At 60.9% G+C, this 23,290-nt stretch carries 18 protein-coding genes and 1 tRNA gene; 12 read left to right on the forward strand and 7 right to left on the reverse strand.

Annotated features, from left to right (window positions below; genetic code table 11):
- Positions 1-79: 79 nt before the first annotated feature.
- The 4 genes from LJ738_RS03085 to LJ738_RS03100 all read left to right on the forward strand — a co-directional run bounded on the left by LJ738_RS03085 (position 80) and on the right by LJ738_RS03100 (position 5,648).
- Positions 80-3,784, forward strand: coding sequence for a PAS domain S-box protein (locus tag LJ738_RS03085; RefSeq protein ID WP_227784852.1), 3,705 nt, complete (start codon positions 80-82; stop codon positions 3,782-3,784).
- 58 nt (positions 3,785-3,842) lie between these two features.
- Positions 3,843-4,229, forward strand: coding sequence for a response regulator (locus LJ738_RS03090; RefSeq protein WP_227784853.1), 387 nt, complete (start codon positions 3,843-3,845; stop codon positions 4,227-4,229).
- A gap of 122 nt (positions 4,230-4,351) precedes the next feature.
- Positions 4,352-5,119: an MBL fold metallo-hydrolase gene (locus tag LJ738_RS03095; protein WP_227784854.1), complete on the forward strand. Its 768-nt coding sequence runs from the start codon at positions 4,352-4,354 to the stop codon at positions 5,117-5,119.
- A gap of 10 nt (positions 5,120-5,129) precedes the next feature.
- Positions 5,130-5,648 (forward strand): hypothetical protein, encoded by a 519-nt coding sequence (locus tag LJ738_RS03100; RefSeq protein ID WP_227784855.1) that lies wholly within the window; start codon positions 5,130-5,132, stop codon positions 5,646-5,648.
- Positions 5,649-5,680: 32 nt separating this feature from the next.
- Here the strand turns inward: LJ738_RS03100 and LJ738_RS03105 are convergent, their stop codons facing one another.
- Entirely contained in the window at positions 5,681-6,133 is a 453-nt protein-coding gene (locus tag LJ738_RS03105) for a hypothetical protein (protein ID WP_227784856.1), read from the reverse strand.
- A 171-nt stretch (positions 6,134-6,304) separates the two neighbouring features.
- Here LJ738_RS03105 and LJ738_RS03110 point away from each other — a divergent pair, with 171 nt between their 5' ends.
- On the forward strand, positions 6,305-7,867 hold the full coding sequence (locus LJ738_RS03110; RefSeq protein WP_227784857.1) for an NFACT RNA binding domain-containing protein: 1,563 nt from the start codon (positions 6,305-6,307) through the stop codon (positions 7,865-7,867).
- Between the two features lie 265 nt (positions 7,868-8,132).
- Here LJ738_RS03110 and LJ738_RS03115 read toward each other — a convergent pair.
- Positions 8,133-8,214, reverse strand: a tRNA-Leu gene (locus LJ738_RS03115).
- Between the two features lie 243 nt (positions 8,215-8,457).
- Here LJ738_RS03115 and LJ738_RS03120 point away from each other — a divergent pair.
- Complete coding sequence (locus tag LJ738_RS03120) at positions 8,458-8,877, forward strand: low affinity iron permease family protein (RefSeq protein WP_262907552.1); 420 nt, start codon at positions 8,458-8,460, stop codon at positions 8,875-8,877.
- Positions 8,878-8,981: 104 nt separating this feature from the next.
- On the opposite strand, the gene LJ738_RS03125 is transcribed toward LJ738_RS03120, so the two are convergent.
- Complete coding sequence (locus LJ738_RS03125) at positions 8,982-9,698, reverse strand: Dps family protein (protein ID WP_227784859.1); 717 nt, start codon at positions 9,696-9,698, stop codon at positions 8,982-8,984.
- 115 nt (positions 9,699-9,813) lie between these two features.
- Here LJ738_RS03125 and LJ738_RS03130 point away from each other — a divergent pair, with 115 nt between their 5' ends.
- Both LJ738_RS03130 and LJ738_RS03135 read left to right on the forward strand, forming a co-directional pair.
- Positions 9,814-10,536 (forward strand): VIT1/CCC1 transporter family protein, encoded by a 723-nt coding sequence (locus LJ738_RS03130; protein WP_227784860.1) that lies wholly within the window; start codon positions 9,814-9,816, stop codon positions 10,534-10,536.
- A 56-nt stretch (positions 10,537-10,592) separates the two neighbouring features.
- Positions 10,593-11,423 carry a polyphosphate kinase 2 family protein gene (locus tag LJ738_RS03135; protein WP_227784861.1) on the forward strand — a complete coding sequence of 277 codons (831 nt, stop codon included), beginning with the start codon at positions 10,593-10,595 and terminating at the stop codon, positions 11,421-11,423.
- A 250-nt stretch (positions 11,424-11,673) separates the two neighbouring features.
- Here LJ738_RS03135 and LJ738_RS03140 read toward each other — a convergent pair whose 3' ends face one another.
- The 3 genes from LJ738_RS03140 to LJ738_RS03150 all read right to left on the reverse strand — a co-directional run bounded on the left by LJ738_RS03140 (position 11,674) and on the right by LJ738_RS03150 (position 14,373).
- Complete coding sequence (locus tag LJ738_RS03140) at positions 11,674-13,455, reverse strand: ABC transporter ATP-binding protein (RefSeq protein ID WP_227784862.1); 1,782 nt, start codon at positions 13,453-13,455, stop codon at positions 11,674-11,676.
- A gap of 130 nt (positions 13,456-13,585) precedes the next feature.
- On the reverse strand, positions 13,586-13,954 hold the full coding sequence (locus LJ738_RS03145; protein WP_227784863.1) for a DoxX family protein: 369 nt from the start codon (positions 13,952-13,954) through the stop codon (positions 13,586-13,588).
- 245 nt (positions 13,955-14,199) lie between these two features.
- A complete protein-coding gene (locus LJ738_RS03150) occupies positions 14,200-14,373 on the reverse strand; it encodes a KGG domain-containing protein (protein ID WP_099092909.1) in 174 nt (57 codons plus the stop codon).
- Positions 14,374-14,768: 395 nt separating this feature from the next.
- Between LJ738_RS03150 and LJ738_RS03155 the strand changes: the two genes are divergently transcribed.
- Together LJ738_RS03155 and LJ738_RS03160 are read left to right on the forward strand one after the other, a co-directional pair.
- Positions 14,769-15,122, forward strand: a complete 354-nt coding sequence (locus LJ738_RS03155) for a hypothetical protein (protein WP_227784864.1) — start codon at positions 14,769-14,771, stop codon at positions 15,120-15,122.
- Positions 15,123-15,181: 59 nt separating this feature from the next.
- A complete protein-coding gene (locus LJ738_RS03160; protein ID WP_227784865.1) occupies positions 15,182-15,448 on the forward strand; it encodes an antitoxin VbhA family protein in 267 nt (88 codons plus the stop codon).
- Positions 15,449-15,662: 214 nt separating this feature from the next.
- Here LJ738_RS03160 and LJ738_RS03165 read toward each other — a convergent pair whose 3' ends face one another.
- Positions 15,663-16,694, reverse strand: a complete 1,032-nt coding sequence (locus LJ738_RS03165; RefSeq protein ID WP_227784866.1) for a chemotaxis protein CheB — start codon at positions 16,692-16,694, stop codon at positions 15,663-15,665.
- Positions 16,695-16,982: 288 nt separating this feature from the next.
- Here LJ738_RS03165 and LJ738_RS03170 point away from each other — a divergent pair, with 288 nt between their 5' ends.
- Complete coding sequence (locus tag LJ738_RS03170) at positions 16,983-20,021, forward strand: CheR family methyltransferase (protein WP_227784867.1); 3,039 nt, start codon at positions 16,983-16,985, stop codon at positions 20,019-20,021.
- Between the two features lie 395 nt (positions 20,022-20,416).
- Positions 20,417-23,173, forward strand: coding sequence for a PAS domain-containing sensor histidine kinase (locus LJ738_RS03175; RefSeq protein WP_227784868.1), 2,757 nt, complete (start codon positions 20,417-20,419; stop codon positions 23,171-23,173).
- Positions 23,174-23,290: the final 117 nt, after the last annotated feature.

A 23,290-nucleotide genomic window follows, 5' to 3' on the forward strand; every position in this document is an offset into this window, starting at 1 on the left:
TTTGGCCAAATTTACACTCGGGCTTGCCGGTCTGGTGGCTATCTTAGCAGGAATTATTCGCAGGCATTAGTATCGGTTCATGACTTCATTTCCGGTTGTTTCCCCGCCTCGGCCTGATGCTCCGCCCCTGGGCGTGCTGCTCGACCAGCTGGGGCAGGTGTATGTGCTGCTCGATGTGCAGGGCACCATCATGGACGTCAACGAAGCCTTTCTGGCGATGGCGGGCTACACCCGCGAGCACGTGATGGGGAAGCGTTTCTACGAAATGTTTACGCCCCCCAGCGAGCGGCCAGCCCAACGCCGCGAATACCTCGACAGCATTGCTTCCCAAACCGTGGCCCCCAGCTACGAGCGCACCTTGCTCACGCGAGGCGGCCGCCCCCGTCAGATTCTCTGGCGCCTGGGCTTCACCCGCGATGCCGCCACCAATGCCATAACGGGCGTGTGGATGGCCGGCACCGAGCCCGACGAGCGCCGCCTGGCCACGCCCACCCTGGCCGGCGACAGCACCCACCTGCAGGACTTTCTCGACAACGCCCAGGACCTGGTGCAGCACCTCGGGGCCGACAACAGCTTCCTGTTTGTGAACAAGGCCTGGAAAGAGAAATTGGGCTACACCGATGCCGAGCTGGCCACCCGCACCCTGGCCGACGTGGTGCATCCCTACTACAAGGCCAAGCTGCTCTACCAGCTGCGCAACCTCTACGACGGCGAACCCGTGAACAAGGTCGAAACCGTGTTTCTGACCAGTGTGGGCAAACCCGTGCACCTCATCGGGAGCATGAGTGTGGTGCGCGAGGAAGGCCAGCCAGCCAGCAGCCGCGCCATCCTGCACGACATCACCGACCGCATCAAGGCCGAGCGGCTGCAGAAAGTCTACTACAGCATCGCCAACCTGGCCATCTCGGCCAAGGACTTGCCCAGCCTCTACGGCGCCATCCACCGCGAGCTGAGCAAGATTATCGAGACCAGCAACCTGTTTATTGCCCTCTGCGACGACGCCCGCACGCAGCTGCAGTTTGCCTACCACGTCGACCAGCACCCCCAGCACCGGCCGCACGGCCCCATGCCGTTTGCGTCGGGCGTGTCGGAGTACATCATTGCCGGCGGGCAGCCCCGCTACCTCACCCACACCGATTACCAGCAGCTCATCCGCAACGGCACCATCACGGCCTATGGGCTGGTGCCCGAAGTGATGCTGGCCTCGCCGCTGAGCATCGGCGACCGCATCATCGGCGTGCTGGCCGTGCAGGACTACAGCCGCGCCGATGCCTACACGCCCGCCGACCTCGACGTGCTGCACTTTATCTCCAACCAGGTGGCCCTGGCCATTGAGCGCAAGCGCAACGAAGAGCAGATTGGAAGGCAAACCGCCCGCCTGAACGCCATTTTCGAAAGTGGCTCGCACGTGATGTGGACCGTGGACACCCGCGCCCGCCTCATGAACTACAACCGCAACTACGCGGCCCTGTTTCTGCGGCGCAACGGCACCTACCCGGTGCGGGGCCTCGACCTCTGGGAAGCCGACCTGGCGCACATGCCTAAGGAAGAGCGCGACACCTTTGTGCGGCACTACGAAGCCGCCGCCAAAGGGCAGCCGCAGCGCTTCGAGATGTGCCTGCGTGATGGCCGCGGCCACGAGGTCTGGACCGATATTTACCTCAACCCCATTTACTTGGGCGACGGCTCGTTTGAGGAAATTTCGGCCATTGCCCACGACATCACCGAGCAGAAACGCGCCCAGCTGGCCCTGGAGGCGCAGGAAGAGAAGTTCCGCTCCATCTTCGAGTCGTTCCAGGATATTTACTACCGCACCGACGAACAAGGCCTGCTCACCATCGTGAGCCCCTCGGTCCGGGAGGTGTTGGGCTACGAGCCCGAAGAGGTAATTGGCCAGCCCGTGGCGAGCTACTACGTGGAGCCCGACGACCGGCCCAGGGCCCGAGCAGAAATTGGGCGCAACGGCGGGCTGCGCAACTTCGAAACCCAGATGTGGCACAAGGACGGCTACCCCGTGAGCGTGCTCGTGAACGCCCGCGTGGTAAACGGCGACGAATTCAGCACCGAGGGCATTGCCCGCGACGTGACCGAAATCCGACAGATGCAGGACGACCTGCGCCAAGCCAAAGAAGCCGCCGAAGCTGCCCTGGAAGCGAAAACCCAGTTCCTGGCCAACATGAGCCACGAGCTGCGCACGCCCATGAACGGCATCATCGGCATGATTGACCTGCTCGACCAGACCGTGGAAACTGACGAGCAGCTGGACTACGTGGACACGCTGCGCAAAAGCAGCGACGCCCTGCTTACCATCCTGAATGACATTCTGGACTTGTCGAAAATCCAGGCCGGCAAGCTGCAGGTCCACGAAAGCGCATTGGAGCTGCGCGCCGTGATGGAGCGCATCCGGGCCCTGTTTATCTACCGGGCCGAGCAGAAGCACATCCGCTTCACCTACCACATCACGCCGCACACGCCCCAGTACGTGATGACGGACGAAGTGCGGCTCCTGCAAATCCTGTCCAACTTGGTGGCTAACGCTATCAAATTCACCAACGAGGGCACGGTCGCCATCATCGTATCGAGCGTGAGCACCGACGGTGACCACCACACGCTGCGCTTTGCCGTGCAGGACTCGGGCATCGGCATTTCGAGCGACAACGCCAGCCTGCTCTTTACCAACTTTACGCAGCTCGACACCACGCCCAGCAAAGCCTACGGCGGCACGGGCCTGGGTCTGAGCATCAGCCGGCAGCTGTCGGAGCTGCTGGGCGGCGAAATCGGGGTGCTATCGGACGAAGGCGAGGGCAGCGTGTTCTGGTTCACCATCAGCGCCCGCGAAGCCCGCGTAGAGGACCTGCCGGTGGCCGCGCCCCTGCGCGACGCCGTGTTCCAGCCCTTCGAGGCCACTCCGCGGGTGCTGCTGGTGGACGACAACGCCATCAACCAGAAGGTGGGCATGCGCCTGCTCACCAAGTTGGGCTGCGACGTGGACGTGGCCGGCAGCGGCCCCGAAGGCATTGCCCTGGCCACGGCTCCCAACGCTGGCTATAACATCATCTTCATGGACATCCAGATGCCGGACATGGACGGCGTGGCGGCCACGGCCGAAATCCGCCGGGTGCTGGGCCCCGACTGCCCCCCCGTAGTCGCCATGACGGCCTATTCCATGCAGGAAGACGCCGGCCGCTTCATGCGCCAGGGCCTCGACGACTACGTGGGCAAACCCGTGAAAAGCCGCCACCTCTACGAAGTGCTGCACCGCTGGCTGCGCCCGCGCACTTCTACCCGAACGGCGGCCGAGGACGCCCTGGCCTTATTCGGTACCGCTCCGGCTGCTCCCGCCGATACAGCTGTAGCCTCTCCCGCTGCTCTGGCCGATACTGCTAAAAGTGCCCTGGAAGTAGCCGCTGAGCAGTCTCAAGAGCCCACCCTGGACGAAGCCATTCTGCAGCAGCTGGTGGAGCTGGGCGGCCCCGAATTCACGGCCGAGCTCTACCAGGAATTTGAGCAGGAAGCCGGCGATTTGTTGCGCGAAGCGGCCCCGGTGGCCGCTGCCGCCAACTTCCAGGAACTGCTGCCCATGCTGCACCAGCTCAAAGGCACGGCGGCTACGCTGGGCGGCGTGGCCCTGGCAGCCCAGGCCAAGTACCTCGAGCATCAGTTCAAGGAAGGGCACACTGCCGAGGGAGCCGTGGGTTTTCAACTTCTAGAACATTACTTTGCACGGTTCGTTGCCGAATACCCGCGCGCCGTCGAACGCGCCACGAATGCATCGGCCGTCTGATCGGCCAGCTCACCACGCTTCTCATCTACCCTACGAAACAACTCCAACCCCCACGCCCATGTCTGCTGATTCCCCTACTAAAACCATCCTAATTGCTGAGGACAGCTCGGTAATCCTTAATCTCACCCGAAAAATCCTGGAGCTGCAGAAGTATAAAATTGTGCTGGCAAAGAACGGGGGCGAGGTTCTGAAACAGATTGAAAGCACGCCCATCGACTGCGTATTGATGGATATCAATATCCCGGTAAAAGACGGCATGCAGTGCACCCGCGAAATCCGGGCCCACGCCGACCCCAAAATCAACAAGCTGCCCATCATCGCCATCACCGGCAACGCCAATAACTACTCGATGGACCAGTTCCGCGAAGCCGGCGTGACGGATTACCTGCCCAAGCCGCTCGATTTCGACGCCCTGGTGCGCGTGGTGAAGCAGTACGTAGGCTAGTTAATTATGAGTTTTGAATTATGATTTATGAGTTGGAAAGCGGGTTATGCTTTGCGTTTCGCTGAAGACTGGCCCATTGAGTAACTCATAATTCAAAACTCATAATTCATCATTTAAACGCAGTGCAAGTTACCTTCCTCGGCACGGGTACCTCTTCCGGGGTGCCCATGATAGGCTGCACCTGTGAAGTGTGCCGCTCGCTGGACCACCGCGACCAACGCCTGCGGGTGTCGGTGCACGTGGCCATAGAGGGCCGCAGCCTGGTCATCGATTCCGGCCCGGACTTCCGGCAGCAGATGCTGCGCGCCCGCATCACGCACCTCGACGCGCTGCTCTTCACCCACGAGCACAAAGACCACACCGCCGGCCTCGACGACATTCGGGCGTTCAACTTCCGGCAGCAGCAGGACATGCCCCTGTTTGGCGAGCCGCGCGTGCTCCAGCAGCTACAGCAGGAGTTCTCCTACATTTTTGCCGAGCACAAATACCCCGGCGTGCCCCGCGTCAGCCTGCACCCTATCGAACAGGACCACGCCCCGTTTGATGTGCTGGGCCTGCCGGTGCAGCCCCTGCGGGCCCTGCACCACAAGCTGCCGGTGCTGGGCTTCCGCATCGGCGGCTTCTGCTACCTCACCGACGCCAACCACATCGGCCCCGAGACCATGGCCCTGCTGCACGACGCCGACGTGATTGTGCTCAATGCCCTGCGCCGCGAGCAGCACATCTCCCACTTCACGCTGGCCCAGGCCATTGAAATACTGGAAGTGGTGAAGCCCAAGCGCGCGTACCTCACGCACATCAGCCACCAGTTGGGCCGCCACCAGGATGTGGAAGCCGAGCTGCCGCCGTGGCTCCGCCTGGCGTATGACGGGCTGAAGGTGGAGGTGTAGGCCAGCTGCAATGCGTATTTTTCCGTACATCAGCTTGATATATAGTTCACCACTAGCACCAGCTGAAATAGTGCGCAGGGTGCAAAGCAGCACGTTGCCACTTGCTAATGCCAGCTGGCGTGATGATTTTCGGATTGACCCAAGCCAACCGTTTCAGGGGGTAATTGCGGATAACTCATTCGAAATAGTACGCCTCAGCGTATCAAAGGTGCGCCAAGCTACACCACCCAAAATCAAGGGTTGGATGAGCCCGATACCGGATGGCGGGGGTAGTGAAATCCGGATTCGGTACTACAATCCTGCCATGTTAAGGCTGATTGTGGGCTCAGGCGTGATGGCAGCCGGCTTAGCAGTTGCAAGTATGATTCAGGATTGGAAGCGCATGGGAGCGGTCAATCCATTGGGGTTAGCATATATGGTGTTGCCGGTTTGCGCGGTTGTTGCACAGTATTTTCAACTAAAGAATGAACTCAATACGGTTCAGCCGATTCTGAATAGGCTGCTTGTTCTGGAAGAATCAGCTTTATAGCTCATACTTATGCACACCCACTACTATCTGCGTTATCTGGCTATGCGAAACGTTAGTTGGATATTTCCCTTTGTGGCGGCGTGGTAGTCGCCTTGCACCCGCCAGGCCACGTAAGTGAGCAGGTAGCGGCGGCCATTGGCCCGAACACTGGCAGTATCAATCCAGTCTGAATTCTTTCTGCCAGAGAAATTTTCTGGAATGGTTAATTGCTGGGTTCCACCCTGGGCATCGCTGATGCGAAGCGTGGGCACCGCGTAGTCGGCTATTAAGCAATTCGCATTTCGCGGGCAGATAGCATAGCGTAAGTCCGTCACTGCTATCGTCAGCTCTGGCTGAGTGAGTTGCGGAAGCGAGGCCTGCTGCTGTAAATACAGCGAAAATTCCTGATTGAACCCAGCGGCGACAGCTGTTGGGTTTCCGGCATTGTCTTTCTTACATGAAAACAGGCCCAGGCCTATCAGGGCGAAAAGAAAGTGCTTTTGCATGGGTAGCTGAACCGGATGGATGAAAGTAGCATGGAGCGCTGCCTTGTGGTAGGGTTGACCGCCGCGCCCCACCATTCGTTGCATGCAATGGTTAGAATTTTCCCCTGACCTTTCTGCTGCGATAGTTTCGGTCTGCGTTCAGACCTGCTTATCGGCAAATTGTACCGCCCCATGCATACCAATTATTATTTCCTGCGCCAGCTGGCCCCCGCGCTCACCGAACGGCTGCAGGGCTACCGCGTGGCCGCCTGCTTCTCACAGGAGAAAGACGAGCTTGTGGTTGGCCTCACAAATGGGGCAGCTGAATTCTGGCTGAAAGCGCAGCTGGGCGCCAATTTCCCCGCCCTGGCGCTGCCCGAAACCTTTCAGCGGGCCCGCGCCAACTCCGTAGACCTTTTTCCAGAGTTGCTGGGCCAGCAAGTCGAAACCGTGGTGCCCTGGCCCCAGGACCGGGTGGTGCAAGTGAATTTTCGGAGCGGCGCCCGGCTGGTGTTCAAGCTCTACGGCCCCCGGCCGAACGCCATTTTTCGCCCGAGGCCCGAGGCGCCAGCCCAACTTTTCCAGCAGCGCCTGCTGGCCGACGCGGACCTGCGACCCCAGCCCAACGCCGCGCCGCCCGTGCCCGGCAAGCTCCCGCCGCCGCTGGCAGACCTGCCCGCCCGCTACCTGCGCGAGCACGGCTACGACCCGGCCCCGCCAGAAACCAAAACCCGGCTGGTAAACCAAGTGCTGGCCCAATTGGAAAAGCCGGCCCACTACTACCTCATCCAGCTCGACGGGCGCACCCGCCTGAGCCTGCTGCCGCTGGGCGAGATTATTGAGCCATTGCCCGGCGATGACCCCATTCGGGCGCTGCGCCGCTTCGTGCCCATGGCCCTGGGCCGCCGGGCCCTGGAGATGGAAACCAAGCAGCTGCGCCAGCTGCTGGAGCGGCGCGCCGAAGAGGCCAGCACCGCGGCGGCCCACGCCCGCCAGCGCCTCCACGCCCTGGCCCACGAAGCTGGCTACCGCCACACCGCCGACTTGATTATGGCGAATCTGCACGACATCCCAGCTGGTGCCACACAGGTTGAAGTCGTGGATTTCTATACCAATCAGCCCCGGCTCATCAAGCTGAAGCGCACCGAAAAGCCCCAGCTCACTGCCGAAAACCTCTACCGCAAGGGCAAGAACCAACAAATTGAAGAGCGCCAGCTCACCGAGCGCATTACCCGGCGCGAAGCCGAAGCCCTCACGGCCCTGGAGCGCCTCGAAGAACTGGAGACCCAGCCCAACCTGGCTGAGTTGCGCGGCCTGCGCGCCTGGCGCAAGCAGCACGGCCTCGACCCCACGCCAGCCGCGGCCAAAGCCGCGACGGAGCTACCATTTAAAGTGTTTGAAGACCGCGGATTTACCATTCTGGTTGGTCGCAACGCAGTGAACAATGACCTGCTGACCCAGAAATACGCGCATAAAGATGACCTATGGCTGCATGCCAAGGATGTGACGGGCTCCCACGTTGTCATCCGGCACCGCGCCGGCCAGCCCGTGCCCGAGCCCGTGGTAGAGCACGCTGCCCAGCTGGCCGGGTGGTACTCCCGCCGCCAGCACGACACGCTGTGCCCCGTGACGGTGACGCCCAAAAAGTTTGTGCGCAAGCCCAAAGGAGCGCTGCCGGGGCAGGTAGTGGTAGAGCGCGAGCGGGTGGTGCTGGTGAAACCCGGCAACCCGTTTGATGGGCCTGACGCTTTGTAGCGTTTGCAATAGCGTGTTCATGCAGCGCGGAGCAGAAGCATCTCGCCCGCGCCTTCTGTCATGCAGAGCGCAGCGAAGCATCTTATCACAACTCAACGACTTGCTCAGGCGTGATAAGATGCTTCGCTGCGCTCTGCATGACAGGCGATTAAAGACAACTGATTGGAGTTGCTCTCATTGGATGTTTTCCTCTCTCGCCGTCAGGTCAAATTGCCGGAAAGCAAAAAGCCCGTTCCAATTGCTTGGAACGGGCTTTGCATTTGCGTGCGCGCGGGGAGATTCGAACTCCCACACCCGAAGGCACCACCCCCTCAAGATGGCGTGTCTACCAGTTTCACCACGTGCGCAAATTGTGCAACTAAACGGGCAATTCGGCCGAAACCGGCTTCGCTGAGGCGGCGAAGCGGGTGCAAAGATAGCCGGCGTATTTCGGCCGTACAACACTCACGTTGGGTTTTTCATCAAACATCCATGGCTCAGCCATTTACTTTTCATATTCGTAAAACTTTACATCGCTAATTGTTCACCTTAACGGTCTTCCTGCCATGAACTCTAACACAAATCCCACTTCCGGTTCCTTTTTTGGGCGTTTGGCCGGAAGCATTACCGCGTTTTCGGGTTCTACTATGGCGTTTATGATAGCCGCGGGCTTGATAATCGTCTGGGCTGCGACGGGGCCGATTTTCCATTACTCCGAGACCTGGCAGCTCGTCATTAATACCGGCACTACCATTATTACCTTTCTGATGGTTTTTCTTATCCAACGGGCTCAGAATAAGGATTCGCTGGTGTTGCACCTCAAGCTAAACGAGTTGATTGCGGCCACTAAAGGAGCCAGCAACCGCCTTATTAACGCGCAGGATTTCACGGAAGAAGAAATCAAGACCCTGCACGATTTCTATTGCGCACTGGCCGAACTCGCCAAAAAAGACAACGACCTGGGCAAAACCCACTCCGTGGAGGAAGCCGAGGACAACCACAACCAGAAAGTAACGGCTCACTTAGGCTAGTACCTAAAGAAACCACGCTGGCTTGTGCCTCAGGTATTAAATAACAAAAGGGCCGCTGCAGCATCTGCAGCGGCCCTTTTGCTTGGGTTAAAAAACAGACCCGCTTATTCGGCTTGGGTCAGGGGCGAGTCGACTACGTGCTCGGCCACGAACCACACCTGCATTTCGTTGGTGCGGACCAGCTGGCTCACGATGAGGTCGTTGGTGCCGTCGTCGCCAGCTTCGTCTACTTTATCGGCGTAGTCGTGGCAGTTCTTGAGGATGCGCTGGTGGCCGTCGAGCAAGCGCGACACCTGCACGGGGGCTTCTTCGCGGTCGCGCGGCACGCGCGGAATGCTGCTCAGCTCGGCCACGTCGTGGGCCATGGCCACGGCCACGCCGCCCAGAATCTGGATGCGCTCGGCAATGGCATCTACCAGTACCGCCTGCTCCTCGTAGTGCTTGTCAAATAGCAAATGCAGCTGGTAGAAAGTGGGGCCCACTACCTGCCAATGGTGCTTCTTATACATGTCGCGCAGCGTGATGGTGTCGGCCAGGAGCTGGTTGAGCATGGTCACGCTGTCGCGGCGGGTGGGCTCGCTCAGGCCAATGGGCAGGCGCTGGCTCACGGTGCCGTAGCGCTGGGTGGGCGAGGGTGCGTTCTGCTGCTGGTTCAGCCGGGGCTGGATGTCGACGGCGGCGTTGCTGCCAGCGCCTTTGCCGGAGTTGGCGCCAGCGGTGCTTTTGCCGTTGCCGCCGGCGGTAGATTTCTTAGCAGCGGGGGCTGCAGCTTTTTTGGTGGCCGTGCTTTTGGGGGCAGCGGCTTTGGCAGAAGAAGCCATAATTTTGAAAACGAGTGAGGTGAAAGAAAGTAGCCGAAACAATTCGGGCGAGAAAAATCTATTCCTTCGTACGTAAAGCACAACACCGAGTTGATTTTTTCACCGATTCGCCTTCATGACCGACCACCTTGCCTCCGTCCACGTGCACGACCCGCACACCGAAGCCCACTCCACCAGCTCGGCCATGCTGCAGGATGTTGTAATTGGTCTTTCCGATGGCCTCACGGTGCCTTTTGCGCTGGCGGCGGGCCTGAGTGGGGCGGTCACGTCCTCCAGCCTCGTGATTACGGCGGGCCTGGCCGAGATAGTGGCGGGCAGCATTGCCATGGGCCTGGGCGGATACCTGGCGGGCCGCACCGAAGTAGAGCACTACAGCGCCGAGCTGGCCCGCGAGCACCACGAGGTGAAAGTAGTGCCCGAACGGGAGCGGGCCGAAGTAGACGAGCTGCTGGCCGAGATGGGCCTTTCAGAGGCAACCCGCCGTCAGGCCGTGGCCGAACTCACTTCCGACCCCGAGCAGTGGGTGAAGTTCATGATGAAGTACGAGCTGGGGCTGGAAGAGCCCGACCCTAAGCAGGCGCCCAAAAGTGCCTTTACCATCAGCGCGGCCTATGCGGTGGGCGGGCTGATTCCGCTAACGGCATACTTTTTCACGAGCACGCCCACGGAAGGGCTGGCGTGGTCGGCGGCCATCACGCTGGTGTGTCTGCTGGTATTCGGGTTTTTCAAGAGCCGCATGACCGGGCAGCCGCCGGTGGCTGGGGCCATTAAAATGGCTGTGGTGGGGGCCCTGGCGGCCGCAGCGGCCTTTGGCGTGGCGCGGTTCGTGAGCAACTAAGCGCCCCGGGGCGGCTTTGCGTACAAGCAGATGCCGCCCATTTAGCTCAAGTCCTCATGAACTTCAAACTACCCAAGACTCCGGCCGTCTACGTCAAGGACAAGTCCTTTCGCCTCGCGGCGGTGGACCCTGATGACATCACGCCCTTCAAGTACGGCCCCGACGACAAGCAGGAGGCCAGCCCGCGCCTGCTGGTGCTGCGCAAGCGGCTCAGCGAGCTGCAGGAGTTGCTTTATGCCGAGCACACCCGCAGCCTGCTCATCGTGCTGCAGGCCATGGACACGGGCGGCAAAGACGGCGCCATCGGCAACCTGCTCACGGGCGTGAACCCAGCGGGGGTGCGCGTGGCGTCGTTCAAGGCGCCGTCGGTAACGGAGCTGAACCATGATTTTCTTTGGCGCGTGCATCCGCAAGTGCCCGAAAAGGGCCACATGGGCGTGTTCAACCGCTCACATTACGAAGACGTGGTGATTACCCGCGTGCACGGCCTCGTCGACGAGAAAACCTGCAAGCAACGCTACCACGACATCAACAACTTCGAGGAAATGCTGACGAACAACGGCACCACCGTGCTCAAGTTCTTCCTGCACATCTCCAAGGAAGAGCAGGCCGTGCGCCTACAGGCCCGCCTCGACGACCCCAACAAAACCTGGAAGTTTGACCCCAACGACCTCAAGGAGCGGGCGCATTGGGCCGAGTACCAGAAAGCCTACGAAGACGCCTTCCGCCACTGCTCGTCGGGCGATGCGCCGTGGTTTGTGATACCCGCCAACCAGAAGTGGGCCCGGGATTTGGCTATCACTGAGATTGTAGTGGCCGCGCTCGAGGAAATGAACCCCAAGCCACCCAAGGTGAAGTTCGACCCGAAGAAGATTGTGATTGAATAGCCGTTGAGCTACAGAACAAAAAAACTCCCCTCCTTGCTAAGGAGGGGACGCTGGCGCGACGCGCCAGCTGGGGTGGTTGGATTCGTTGAACGATGGGCGAACGATAGCCGAACGATTCTTTCGCGAGTCGTTCAGGCGCAACCGTTCAGGCGCAACCGTTCGGGTGTCGTGCAACGAATCCAACCACCCCCGTCCGAACCTTCGGTTCGAACATCCCCTCCTTATCCAAGGAGGGGAGTTTTTTGTTCTGCTAGGCTACTGCTACAGCCGTTTCCTTGCGCTCGCCAATCTGCTGGCGCCACATGGCGTAGTAGAGGCCTTTTTGCTGCAGCAGCTCCTCGTGGCGGCCCTGCTCGGCGATGTGGCCGCGCTCGAGCACGAAGATGCGGTCGGCGTGGAGGATGGTGCTGAGGCGGTGGGCAATGAGGATGGTCATGTGCTGGCGCGAGCCCGAGAGCTCCCGCACGGTCTTGCCGATTTCCTCTTCCGTGAGCGAGTCGAGGGCCGAGGTGGCTTCGTCGAACACCATGAGGGTGGGCTTGCGGAGCAGGGCGCGGGCGATGCTCAGGCGCTGCTTTTCGCCGCCCGAGACCTTCACGCCCCCTTCGCCAATCACGGTGTCGAGGCCGAGGGGGGCGCGGGCGAGCAGGTTGTCGGCCGCAGCCTGGCGCAGGGCCAGCAGGCATTCCTCGTCGGTGGCCTGGGGCGCCACAAAGCGCAGGTTTTCGCGGATGGTGCCGGCGAAGAGCTGCGTGTCCTGGGTTACGAAGCCGATTTGCTCGCGCAGCTCGTCGAGGTCGATTTCATTGCCGGGGATGCCGTTGTAGAGAATCTGGCCGGAGAGGGGCGGGTAGAGGCCCACCAGCAGCTTCACCAGCGTGGTTTTGCCCGAGCCCGAGGGGCCCACGAAGGCAATGGTTTCACCAAGCTTGGTGGTGAAGGTGATGCCCGAGAGCGCCGCCCCTTTGGCCGTGAGGTGCTTGAAGGTGACGTGGTCGAAGGCTAGGTTTTCGATGTGGGCCACCGACTTGGGGTGGGCCGGCTTCACGTCTTTGGGCGTGTCGAGAATCTGCTGGAAGTTGCCCAGTGAAATTTCGGTTTCGCGGTACACGCCGATGATGTTGCCCAACTCCTGCAGCGGGCCGAAGATGGAGAACGAGTAGATAAAGAACGAGAAAAACTCGCCCAGGCTGATGTGGTTTTGCACCCGCAGGTACAGCAACAGCAGGATGATGACGTTGCGCAGCAGGTTCACAAATGTGCCCTGCACAAAGGAGAGCGAGCGCAGGTAGCGCACCTTGCGCAGTTCCAGCTTCAGGATTTTTTCGGTGGTCGCGTTCAGGCGCTGGGTTTCCTGCTGGGCCAGGCCCAGGCTTTTAATCAGCTCAATATTGCGCAGGCTCTCGGTGGTGGAGCCGGCCAGGGCCGTGGTTTCGGCCACGATGGTCTTCTGAATCAATTTGATGCGCTTGCTCAGCACAAAGCTCAGAATGCCCAGCAGCGGGATGGTGAGGAAATAGCCCAACGCAATGGGCCAGTACACCGTAATGGCGTACCACATCACGAAGATGATGCCTACCAAGGCCGTAAACAGCACGTTGACGAAGCTCTGGATGAGCTTCTCCACGTCGATGCGCACCTTCTGCAGCTTGCCCAGGGTCTCGCCCGAGCGCTGGTCTTCAAATACCTGGTAGGGCAGCTCCAGCGAGTGGCGCAGGCCGTCGGAATACATTTTGGCGCCCAGCCGCTGGGTGATGACGTTGACGTAGTAGTCCTGGAAGTTCTTGGCGATGCGCGACACCATGGCCACGCCCAGCATCATGCCGATGTAGGGGATGGCCTCGCGGAAAAACGGCCCGAACGGCACCAGCCGCAGCCCGCTCACGCCGCCGCTTTTAGGCACGAAGTGGTCGACCAGCTTGCGAAACAGGTAGGGGTCAAGCAGCGAGAAGATTTGGTTGACGGCCGCCAGCACCAGGGCCAGCACCAGTAGGGGCCAGTAGTTGCGGAGGTAACTATACAGTATTTTCATGGAACAGAATAAAGCCGGCACTGCCCGCTACACGCGCAAGCAACCCGCCGGGGCGGCAATGGTTCGGGCCCGGCACAAGGTGCGCCGGGCCCGCTTCCCTCTGGAAGGCACCAAAAATACGCCGCCGAGCTTAGGCCAGCCGCCGCGTGGGCCAGCGCAGCGCCTCCACTATCAGGAGGCCCACCAGCAGGGCAATGGCAAACGCGCCCCCGCCGATGCCGCCGGGAATCTTGCTGGCGTGCATCACGATGGCGCCCAGCATGATAATGATGAGCCCCGCCGCGGCCAGGCGCACGGTGCGCGGCCACAGCAAGCCCAGGCCCCCCAGCAGCTCGCCCGCGCCCACGACGTAGGCCGTCCAGCCCGGCAGGCCCAGGCCCATAAACATTTTGACGGTTTGGGGGATGTGGGTCAGCTTTTGGAAGCCGGCGTAGATGAAGGCAAGCGCAATGAGCACTTGCAGAATCCAGGCGATGATGTTGCGTACAGAAGGACTCATGGGACGGGGAAGGAATAGTGGGAAGTGGAAGAAAAGCGGCCTGCCGCCAAGCGGGCCGACTAAGGCGGACGCCCTGGCAATGAATATACTTTAAAACTACTATATTTTATAAGGAAGCTCCAGTTGGGCTGGCGCAGGCGCTGCAAACGGGCGCATTCCGGCCGCGCATACGTGTATGCCGCAACAAACGCAGCCCCGGCCACAGGGTGGCCGGGGCTGCGTTTGTTGCGGCAGAGGCGCCGGGGCTATTTGTGGCTGCCCTGGCTGGATTGCCCGCCTTTGCGGCCGGCTTCGCGGTTTTGTTCGTTGTTGTTGCCGCTGTTGGTATTGCTACCGCCGCGGTTGGCCTGGCCGCCTTTCTTACCGGCTTCGGACTGTTGCTCCGTGCTGGTGCCGTGCTTTCTTTCCTTGTTAGCCATGATTGAAAATTAAATAGAAAGTGAAAGGATAAAACACTGGATAATAACGGGTAAAAATTTAACAGGTAGGCGGGCGCAGGACAATAAGGAGGGTTTTTAAGAGAAAATACCACCATGTACGGATGGCAACTACGGGTTTGTTGGTAGGCTAAGCAAAAGCGCTGGGCTTTAACTTAGTAAAAGGGAAAAGCAGTAAAAAATCGCACGGAGAAGGGATTTAATACGGAGGTATTTTTAGGGGGTTTACTTAGACTAAATCAGTACTTCAGCCCTCGGTTAGCCCAATTAGTAGGTCGAACTTTGTAGGCCAACCTAGCAGGGAGATAATACCTCCTTATCCGAACCAGGAATAGCTAGCGTCTTGAGTTCAGCTGTTTGCAATAGTTATTACCATTATGACGACAGTGTATCACGAATTGCTGCCCGAGAGCTACTTGCTGCTCTTAACTCCGGGGCCGCCCAAGGACCCCGAAAGCGCCCTCGATTTTTCGTTGGGCTGCGCGTACCGTAGCGGCAGACCCGCCGTGTGGGTCGATTGCGAGCTGGTCAGTGCCCTCTCCACCGAATCGACCCGGGCCCTGTGGAACTACCACCGCAAACTGCAGGAGGAGCACAAGCAACTGGTAGTGGTGCACGCCTCCGACGAGCTAAAGCAAAACCTGCTCAACTGGCAGATGGGGCCCAACCTCTGCTTCGCGCCCACCTTAATCGACGCAGCCTGGCACAGCGGCCTGCGTCTCGTGGCGTAAGGTCGCTGTGGCGCTTCCCATCACTGGTTAGTTAGGAACTGCTTAGATACCAAACCATCATGAATACTTCCCACTTCAAGCACATGCCACAGTCTCTGAACGACAACCAGCGCCAAGACTGGTTGCGCCGTCAGCGCACGGCCGAAAACACGCTCGCCATTCAAGCCATGGGCGGAACGGAGCCCAACGAAGAAACCCTCCACCACTTCCAGCGCTACGTGACCGGCGAAATAACCCTGGCCCAGGCCATTGCGCAGGTGCGCGAGCAAATGGCCCAGGAGCACGCCGCTTTCCGGCAGTACCTCAACCGCAGCAGCCTCACCTGAGCAGGTAGGGCCCGCGGCCTGGCCCCTGGCAGCGCACCGCTGGCTGGGCCGGATATTCTGATTCTCTAATTCTGCAAGAAGTACCCAACTCTTCTTTACCGCAAGCCCCCGCGGGGCCGCCCTTGTCTGACGAGGGCCGCCCGGCGGGGGCTTTTGGCTTGTGGGCCGCAGTGCTGGCTGCGGAAATTCAGCTCAATTCGGAGCAAGGATAAATTCAGTCGTAATCGCCTTGCTGGGCCGAGCCCGCGTTGGCGTTCGAAATGCTGCCGTTGAGCAGGAATTCGCGCAGGCGGTTTACGTGCTTCTTCAGTTCCTCCATGCGCTCGGTCTGCTGCCCGGCGTAGGGGTTGGGCTCGCGGGTGGCCATGGTGCTGAGCAGGTTGCGCCGCTCTTCCATCATGCGCAGAGCCACCCACAGCGTTTCTTCCAGGCTGTGTTGCGACTCGCGCAGCAGCACATCGCCCGTGAAAGCATGGCCGGTGTGGCAGCGGTAGCGCAGCACTTGGCCGTGCTCCATTTCCCAGAGGTTGCCGCCGCAGTCGGGGCAGGTGAGGGGCACCAGGTGCCCAAGTTTAGCAACTTCGTCGGTGGTTCCCACAACTCTTTCCGCAATGGCGGCCTCGTGTTTAAGGTCTTCGGGGATGCAGGGGGCGGGGTCGGGCGCCTCGCCCTGGATAATTTCTTCGAGCACCGCGCCCATCTGGCTCAGGGGCACGGCGTAGTCCACGGCCACGTTGCGCAGGGCCGTTTCGGGCATGCTGGCAAATTCGGCATCGCGGGGGTCCTGCACCACGGCCCGGCCGCCGCAGCGCTTGATAAACTCCAGGCCCGCGGTGCCATCGTGCAGCATGCCCGTGAGCACCACGCCCGCCACGGCAGGCCCGTAGGTGACGGCAGCCGAGCGGAATAATGCATCGATGGCGGGGCGGTAGTTGTTTTCGCGCGGGCCTTTGGTCACGAGGACATACGGCGCCTGGCGGTCTTTCACCAGCAGGTGGCGGTCGGGCGGGGCCAGGTACACGGTGCCGGCCTCAATGGCCTGGCCGCTGCTGGCCAGCCGGCACCGCAGCTCGGTGTGGCGGGCCATTCGGTTTACCAGTTGTTGGCCGTCGGCATCGGGCGAAAAGTGCTGCACCACCAGCACAGCGGCGGGGAGCGAAGCAGGCAGCTGGGCCACTAGCTGCACCAGGGCCGGCATGCCGCCGGCCGAAGTGCCGATAACAATGAGGTGGGAAGGTGCTGGCACGGAATTACCAAGAAACGGGTTTCCTTCTAATTACGATTTGGGGCGGCGTTGGGCTGAATTTGAGCGGTACTTTTCGTTTAATTTTGGGCGTACTGCCGGGCTGTTCTCAAGGCCTTCGCGTGGGGCATGGTCCGGTCAGTTTTTGGCGGGACAGGCCCCGGCAAGGTGCAGATTTCTTAAACTCATAAGGCCGCCGGTGGTGTTCTGGTGTGGTGGCTTCCCACTATCTACTTTGTGCCGGGCCGAACCCTTCGGTTGCGGTAGCCCGCTGGCTTTTAGCTTCTCCCCATGACTCCTCACTTGCCCCTTCCCGCCGATGACGAACCGACCATCGCTGAAGTTCCCCAGAAGGACCTGCCGCTGGAGGTGCCCGCCACGCCGGCGCAGGTGCGCATAGCCCAGCACCAAAACGGCATCGAAGACACTTTTCCCATGGTGGCCCTCGGCGGCTCGGCCGGCTCGCTGAAGGCCTTCGAGCAGTTCTTTCGGCACATGCGCCCCGACAGCGGCATGGCCTTCGTGGTGATAACCCACCTCTCGCCGAACCAGGAATCGGAAATGGCGGCGGTGCTGCAGCACTTCACCAACATGCCGGTGCAGGAAGCCACCGACGGCCTGAAGGTGCAGCCCAACCACGTGTACGTTATCCCGCCCAACCGCGACATGAGCATCCTGCACGGCACGCTGCTGCTGTTTGCGCCCACGCAGCACGAGAGCCGCCGCATGCCCATCGACTACTTTTTCCAGAGCATGGCCAAGGATGCGCGCGAGCGCGCCGTGTGCATCATCTGCTCGGGCATGGGCTCCGATGGCACCATTGGGCTGAAAATGGTGATGGAAAACTTCGGCATGGTGATGGTGCAATCGCCGGATACGGCCGAGTACGACTCGATGCCGCGCTCGGCCATCGCCACCGAGTTTGTGGACTACGTGCTGCCCGCCGACCAGCTCCCCGACAAGCTGCTCGAATACGTGGCCCAGCCGCTGCTGGCCCGGCCCCGCCGCGAAGTGGCCGAGTCGAACTCCAAGCCGGCCCACGCGCTGCAAAAAATCTTCAGCCTCATCCGGACCCAGACCGGGCACGACTTCTCCTTCTACAAGCGCAACACCGTGTTCCGGCGCATCGAGCGCCGCATGAATTCCCACCAGATTCGGGAGTTTACCCAGTACGTGCGGTTTTTGCAGGAAAACCCCGCCGAGGTCGATGCCCTGTTCAAGGAACTGCTGATTGGGGTGACCAAGTTTTTTCGCGACCAGGAAGCGTTCGACAATCTCAAAGCCCGGCTGATGCCCCTGCTGCGCGCCAAGCCCGTGGATAGCGTGATTCGGGTGTGGGCGCCCGGCTGCTCCACCGGCGAAGAGGCCTACTCGCTGGCCATGTGCCTGTTCGAATGCCTCGACGCCATGGAGGAAAACCGGCACCTGAAAATTCAGATTTTTGCCACCGACATCAACAAGGAGGGTATTGACTTTGCCCGCGCCGGCATCTACCCCGAGTCCATTGCCGCCGACGTGAGCCCGGAGCGCCTCAACCGGTTTTTTACTTCCCTCGACGGCCACTACCAGATAAAAAAGGAAGTGCGCGACGTGGTGATTTTTGCCCTGCACAACCTCACCAAGGACGCGCCGTTTACGAAGCTCGACCTGCTGGTGTGCCGCAACCTGCTGATTTACTTATCGGCGGAGCTGCAAAAGAGCATCCTGCCCGTCTTCCACTACGCCCTCAGCCCGGGCGGCCTCCTGTTTCTGGGCCCGAGCGAAAACCTCAACGGCTTTCAGGACCTGTTTAGCTCGCTCGACGTGAAATGGAAGATTCTGCGGCGTTTGGAAGGGCCGTCCGTGCTCAGCCGCATTTTAGGCTTCCCTTTCTCCACGACCCAGCAACAGGCCAACCACGCCCCCGCCACCGATTCTATGCATTCTACTTCTCTCCGCAAAGACGGGACTTTTGCCACGCTGGTGCAGCGGTTGTTGCTGCGGCAGTACACCCCGCCGGCCGTGGTGGTAAACCCCACCGGCGAAATCCTCTACGTGAACGGCCGCACCGGGCGCTACCTCGAGCCGGCCCCCGGCCTGAGCGGCATGAACATCTTTGAGATGGCCCGCGAGGAGCTAAACTACGAAATGAGCGCGGCGGTGCAAAAGGCAGCCTCTACACGGCAAGACGTAGTGGCCGAAAACGTGAAGGTGAAAACCGACCTCGGGGTGCAGCTGCTGCGCGTGACGGTGAAATGCCTGGAAGAGCCCGACCAGCTGGCCGGCCTGCTGCTGGTGGTGTTTGAGGAGCAGCCCACGCCCCGCAAGGTGCGGCTGGGCCAGGCGGCGCTCGGCACCGAGCTGAGCCGCGACGCCGTGGTGGCCTCGCTCGAAAAAGAGCTGCAGTTCACCAAGCACCGCCTCCAAACCACCATCGAGGAGATGGAAAGCAGTGTGGAGGAGCTGAAAAGCACCAACGAAGAGCTGCAAAGCGCCAATGAGGAGCTGCAAAGCACCAATGAGGAGGCCATGACCAACAAGGAGGAAATGCAGAGCCTGAACGAGGAGCTGATGACCCTCAACATGCAGTACCTCAGCAAAACCGAGGAATTGAGCCTGGCGGCGAACGACATGAAAAACCTGCTTGACGCCACCGAGATTGCTACCATCTTCCTCGACAACGACATGATAATAAAGCGCTTTACGCCCCGCATAAACCGCATTATCTCGCTGATGCCGAGCGACGTGGGCCGGCCCATCACGCACTTTGCCAGCACGCTGCGCCACGAAAACCTGGCCCAGGACGTGAAGCAGGTGCTCGACCGCCTGGTGAGCTCGGAAAGCAACATCCAGACCACCACCGGCGAGTGGTACGCCATGCGCATTCTGCCCTACCGCACTCTCGACAACTACATCAGCGGGGCTGTCATCACCTTCACCGACATCACCAGCCTCAAAAACCTGGAAGCCCAGCTCCAGGAAAGTAGCCGCCTGGCCGAGACCGTGGTGGAAACCGTGCGCGAGCCCCTACTCGTGCTCGACTACCAGCTACGCGTGCTGGCCATGAGCCAATCGTTTGGCGAGATGTTTGGCTTGAACATCGCCGGGGCCAAGGGCCGCCCCCTGGCCGAGCTCGACAACGGCACCTGGCAGCAGCCTGAGCTGCGGGAGCGCCTCGAGGCCATCCTCAAAACTCCCGGCACCTTCTTCGACGACTTGCGTTTCAAGGCCACCTTTCCCGCCGCCGGCCCCCGCGAACTGCTGATGTATGGCCGCTGCATTGGCGGCGAGCAAGCCACCAGCACCAAGCTCCTGCTCGGCGTGCGCGACGTGACCCCGGCGGTGGGATAGGCCGGCCGCTGTGCATTTAAAACAACGAGCCCACCGGGGCTCAGCAAAAAGTGGTGCCCCTGTTTTCCGTCAGGAAGCGGGGGCACCACTTTGGGGTTTATAGCCTTCTCGCTTTGCTAGCTCAACCATGGCCGAAAATGGCAAGCGGTAGGCTCATATTTCAACTATAGTTAAAAGTATACTCATTATTATTATGATAATAATTTAAGGCCAAACGAATAGGGCGTTTGTCGAGGTAGCGGTTCAGCTTGGGTAGTTACTGTTCAGCTAATGAGCCGATTGGTGCTGTCGGGATTAATTTATTATCCCTTAAATTGCGTAGTAGGATTCTCTTTTGATGTTCCGCAAGGTTGATAAGCGCAGCTTTGCTGGAGCAGTCAAGTATGCTATTCTCTATGAACACGGACCCAATTAATAGTGAGCCATTGCACGAAGTTGAGCCCGATGATATACGGCCTGATTTAGACGCAGCCCTGGGGTCGCTGCGTAGCCGCGCCGAACGGCAGCGCTACCTGGTAACGCAGGCAGTGCAGGACCAAACCCCCCAGGAAATCCAGCGGATGATACAGGAGCTGCAGGTCCACCAGATTGAGCTGGAAATGCAGAACGAGGAGCTGCTCCGGGCGCAGGCCGAAGCCCAAGCTGCCCGCGAGCAGTACGTGGACTTGTACGATTTTGCCCCGGTGGGCTATTTTACCCTCACGGCCACGGGCCTCATTGAGCAGCTCAATTTGTGCGCCAGCCAGCAGCTGGGCAGCGTGCGCCAGCGCCTGACGGGGCGGCGCTTCGATTTCTTCGTGGCCCCCAGCAGCCGCCTTGAATTTGGGCAGTTCCTGACCCGCGTGCTGAACACCACCCGCACCCTGAGCTGCGAGATGGTGCTGCAGCGCGAAGACGGCACCCCTTTCTATGCCCAGCTGGAGGGGCTGCGCATGGAGCACACGCTGGAAAACAGCCCGGCTCAGCAGCAGTGCCGCCTGGCCGTGCTCGATACCACGGCCCGCCGCGTGGCCACCGCCGCCCTGGCCACCAGCGAGGCCCGCTTCCGCCGGCTGTTCAACGACAGCCGCGATGCCGTGGTGCTGCTGCAGGGCTACATGTACGTCGACTGCAACAACGCCGCCCTGGCCTTGGTCGGGGCCACGCGCAAGGACCAGATAGTGGGGCACAACGCCTGGGCGCATTGCCCCACCTACCAGCCCGACGGGCGCCGCACCGTCGACATGCTGCGCGAATCGGTAGACGAGGCCCTGCGCACGGGCTCCAAGCGCTGCGATGCCCGCATGAACAAGCTGACGGGCGAAGAAATCTGGATTGAGGCCGTGCTCACGCCCATTGAGGAGGGAGCCGGCAAGCCGCCGGTGATACACATGCTCTGGCGCGACGTAACCGCCGAGCGCGCTGCTGCCGCGCAGGTACGCGAAAGTGAATCGCGGCTGAACCTGGCCCTGGAAGCGTCGGAAACCGGTGTTTTCACCTGGGACATTGCCAGCAACCGGCTGGAGTGGGACAAGCGGGCCCAGACCATCTTCGGCTACGAGTACAACCCCCGCCTGGTGCCGATTGAGATGCTGGGCAAGCGGTTTCATGCCGACGACTCGGCCCGGGTGTGGGAAGCCATTGAGGCCGCCATTGCGGCGCAGTCGCCGATGGCGCTCGATTTCCGGGTGGTGTGGCCCGATGGCTCGCTGCACCACATATCGGCGGCGGGCCGGGCCGTGACCGATGAGCAGGGCAAAACGCGCGGCTTTGCCGGCGTAGTGCGCGACGTGACCTCCATCTACGCCGCCGAGGAAGAGCTGCACTACAAGAGCCTGGTGATGGCCAGCGTGCTCGACCACCTGCCCGTGGTGCTGACCCGCGTAGGGGCCGACGGCACCATCCTGGAGCGCACTGGCTCGGGGCTGGCTATTTTGGGCCTGGATGCGATAGAAATGGTGGGCCAGAACGTGCGCAACGTGTTTCCGCACCTGCTGCATGAGATAGAAACGGTGCTGGGCGGCCAGCGGCTCGAATTTATGACCTGGGCCAAGGGCAAAGACCGGCAGCTTACCATCCGCAACTATGCCTTCTTCGACGAGCAGCAACAGCAGGCCATTGTGCTCGGGTTTGACGAGACGGAGGTAGAGGATAAGAAAAAGCAACTGCAAGCCGAAAAGGAATTCACCGAAAGCCTCCTGGAAAATAGCGTGGACGGCATTGTGGCCTTCGACCGCGAAGGCACCATCACGGCCTGGAACGTGAAAGCGGCCACCTACTTCTGCCAGGAAGCGGCCGACGTGCTGGGCCAGCCCATCTTTGAGGTGTTGCCCCGCCTCGACTCCGACGAGAGCCGGCGAATCGTGGAGCGGGTGCTGGCCGGCGAGCAGGTGCTGCTGCCGGGCCAGGCCTTTGAGCACCGCGCCGGGCACTACGATGTGTACCACGTGCCCCTGCGCCAGGACGACGAAATCACGGGCATCCTGGCCATATTCCGCGACGTGACCGAGCGCAACCGGCTGGCCGAAGAAGCCACCCAGCTGCGCCTGCGCCAGCAGCAGGAAGTGCTGTCGGCCATCCTCACCACCCAGGAAACCGAGCGCAAGCGCATTGCCGAAGCCCTGCACAACGGCCTGGGCCAGCTCCTGTACGCCGCCAAGCTCAGCCTGGAAGGGCGGGCCGGCACGCCCTCGTCGCCGCGCGCCTCGCTGAAGCTGCTGCACGAAGCCATCCGGACCACGCGCACCATTTCCTTTGAGCTCACGCCGGGCATTCTGGAAGATTTTGGCCTGCGCACCGCCCTGGAGGAGCTCAGCAAGCGCATTACGCCCACCGGCCTGCCCGTGCACCTGCACCTCACCAACCTGGAGCAGCGCCTGCGCCCCACGGTGGAGATTGCGGTGTACCGCATTGTGCAGGAGCTGCTCAACAACATCATGAAGCACTCGCAGGCCACCGAAGTGGAGGTGCACGTGGCCCATGAAAAAGGGCACGTGGCGGTGAGCGTGGAAGACAACGGCCGCGGCTTCGAGCCCGATGCGCTAACCACCCTGCCGCTGGCCGGCATGGGCCTGTCGGGGGTGCGAAACCGCGTGGCCCTGCTCGGGGGCGAGCTATCCATCAAGTCCCAGCTCGGCCGGGGCACCATCATCAGCTTCGAACTGGACGATTAAAGCGCGGGGTCGGCCGATTTGTAGGGCCGAAAGGCTACGGAATGAGTAACTTCGCAGAAGTGCTATTCCTCGCTTTTCATGGTTGTGCAGAGCTGGGGCACTTTTTCGAAAGGGGCG

Source organism: Hymenobacter plasmatis, assembly GCF_020711255.1.
Lineage (GTDB): Bacteria > Bacteroidota > Bacteroidia > Cytophagales > Hymenobacteraceae > Hymenobacter.

What these genes read in the sequence shown, in the direction of transcription:
- LJ738_RS03085 (WP_227784852.1), top strand. Translation starts at nt 80, where the DNA reads ATGACTTCATTTCCGGTTGTTTCCCCGCCTCGGCCTGATGCTCCGCCC.
- LJ738_RS03090 (WP_227784853.1), top strand. Translation starts at nt 3,843, where the DNA reads ATGTCTGCTGATTCCCCTACTAAAACCATCCTAATTGCTGAGGACAGC.
- LJ738_RS03100 (WP_227784855.1), top strand. Translation starts at nt 5,130, where the DNA reads ATGCGTATTTTTCCGTACATCAGCTTGATATATAGTTCACCACTAGCA.
- LJ738_RS03105 (WP_227784856.1), bottom strand. Translation starts at nt 6,133, where the DNA reads ATGCAAAAGCACTTTCTTTTCGCCCTGATAGGCCTGGGCCTGTTTTCA.
- LJ738_RS03110 (WP_227784857.1), top strand. Translation starts at nt 6,305, where the DNA reads ATGCATACCAATTATTATTTCCTGCGCCAGCTGGCCCCCGCGCTCACC.
- LJ738_RS03125 (WP_227784859.1), bottom strand. Translation starts at nt 9,698, where the DNA reads ATGGCTTCTTCTGCCAAAGCCGCTGCCCCCAAAAGCACGGCCACCAAA.
- LJ738_RS03130 (WP_227784860.1), top strand. Translation starts at nt 9,814, where the DNA reads ATGACCGACCACCTTGCCTCCGTCCACGTGCACGACCCGCACACCGAA.
- LJ738_RS03135 (WP_227784861.1), top strand. Translation starts at nt 10,593, where the DNA reads ATGAACTTCAAACTACCCAAGACTCCGGCCGTCTACGTCAAGGACAAG.
- LJ738_RS03140 (WP_227784862.1), bottom strand. Translation starts at nt 13,455, where the DNA reads ATGAAAATACTGTATAGTTACCTCCGCAACTACTGGCCCCTACTGGTG.
- LJ738_RS03145 (WP_227784863.1), bottom strand. Translation starts at nt 13,954, where the DNA reads ATGAGTCCTTCTGTACGCAACATCATCGCCTGGATTCTGCAAGTGCTC.
- LJ738_RS03150 (WP_099092909.1), bottom strand. Translation starts at nt 14,373, where the DNA reads ATGGCTAACAAGGAAAGAAAGCACGGCACCAGCACGGAGCAACAGTCC.
- LJ738_RS03155 (WP_227784864.1), top strand. Translation starts at nt 14,769, where the DNA reads ATGACGACAGTGTATCACGAATTGCTGCCCGAGAGCTACTTGCTGCTC.
- LJ738_RS03160 (WP_227784865.1), top strand. Translation starts at nt 15,182, where the DNA reads ATGAATACTTCCCACTTCAAGCACATGCCACAGTCTCTGAACGACAAC.
- LJ738_RS03170 (WP_227784867.1), top strand. Translation starts at nt 16,983, where the DNA reads ATGACTCCTCACTTGCCCCTTCCCGCCGATGACGAACCGACCATCGCT.
- LJ738_RS03175 (WP_227784868.1), top strand. Translation starts at nt 20,417, where the DNA reads ATGAACACGGACCCAATTAATAGTGAGCCATTGCACGAAGTTGAGCCC.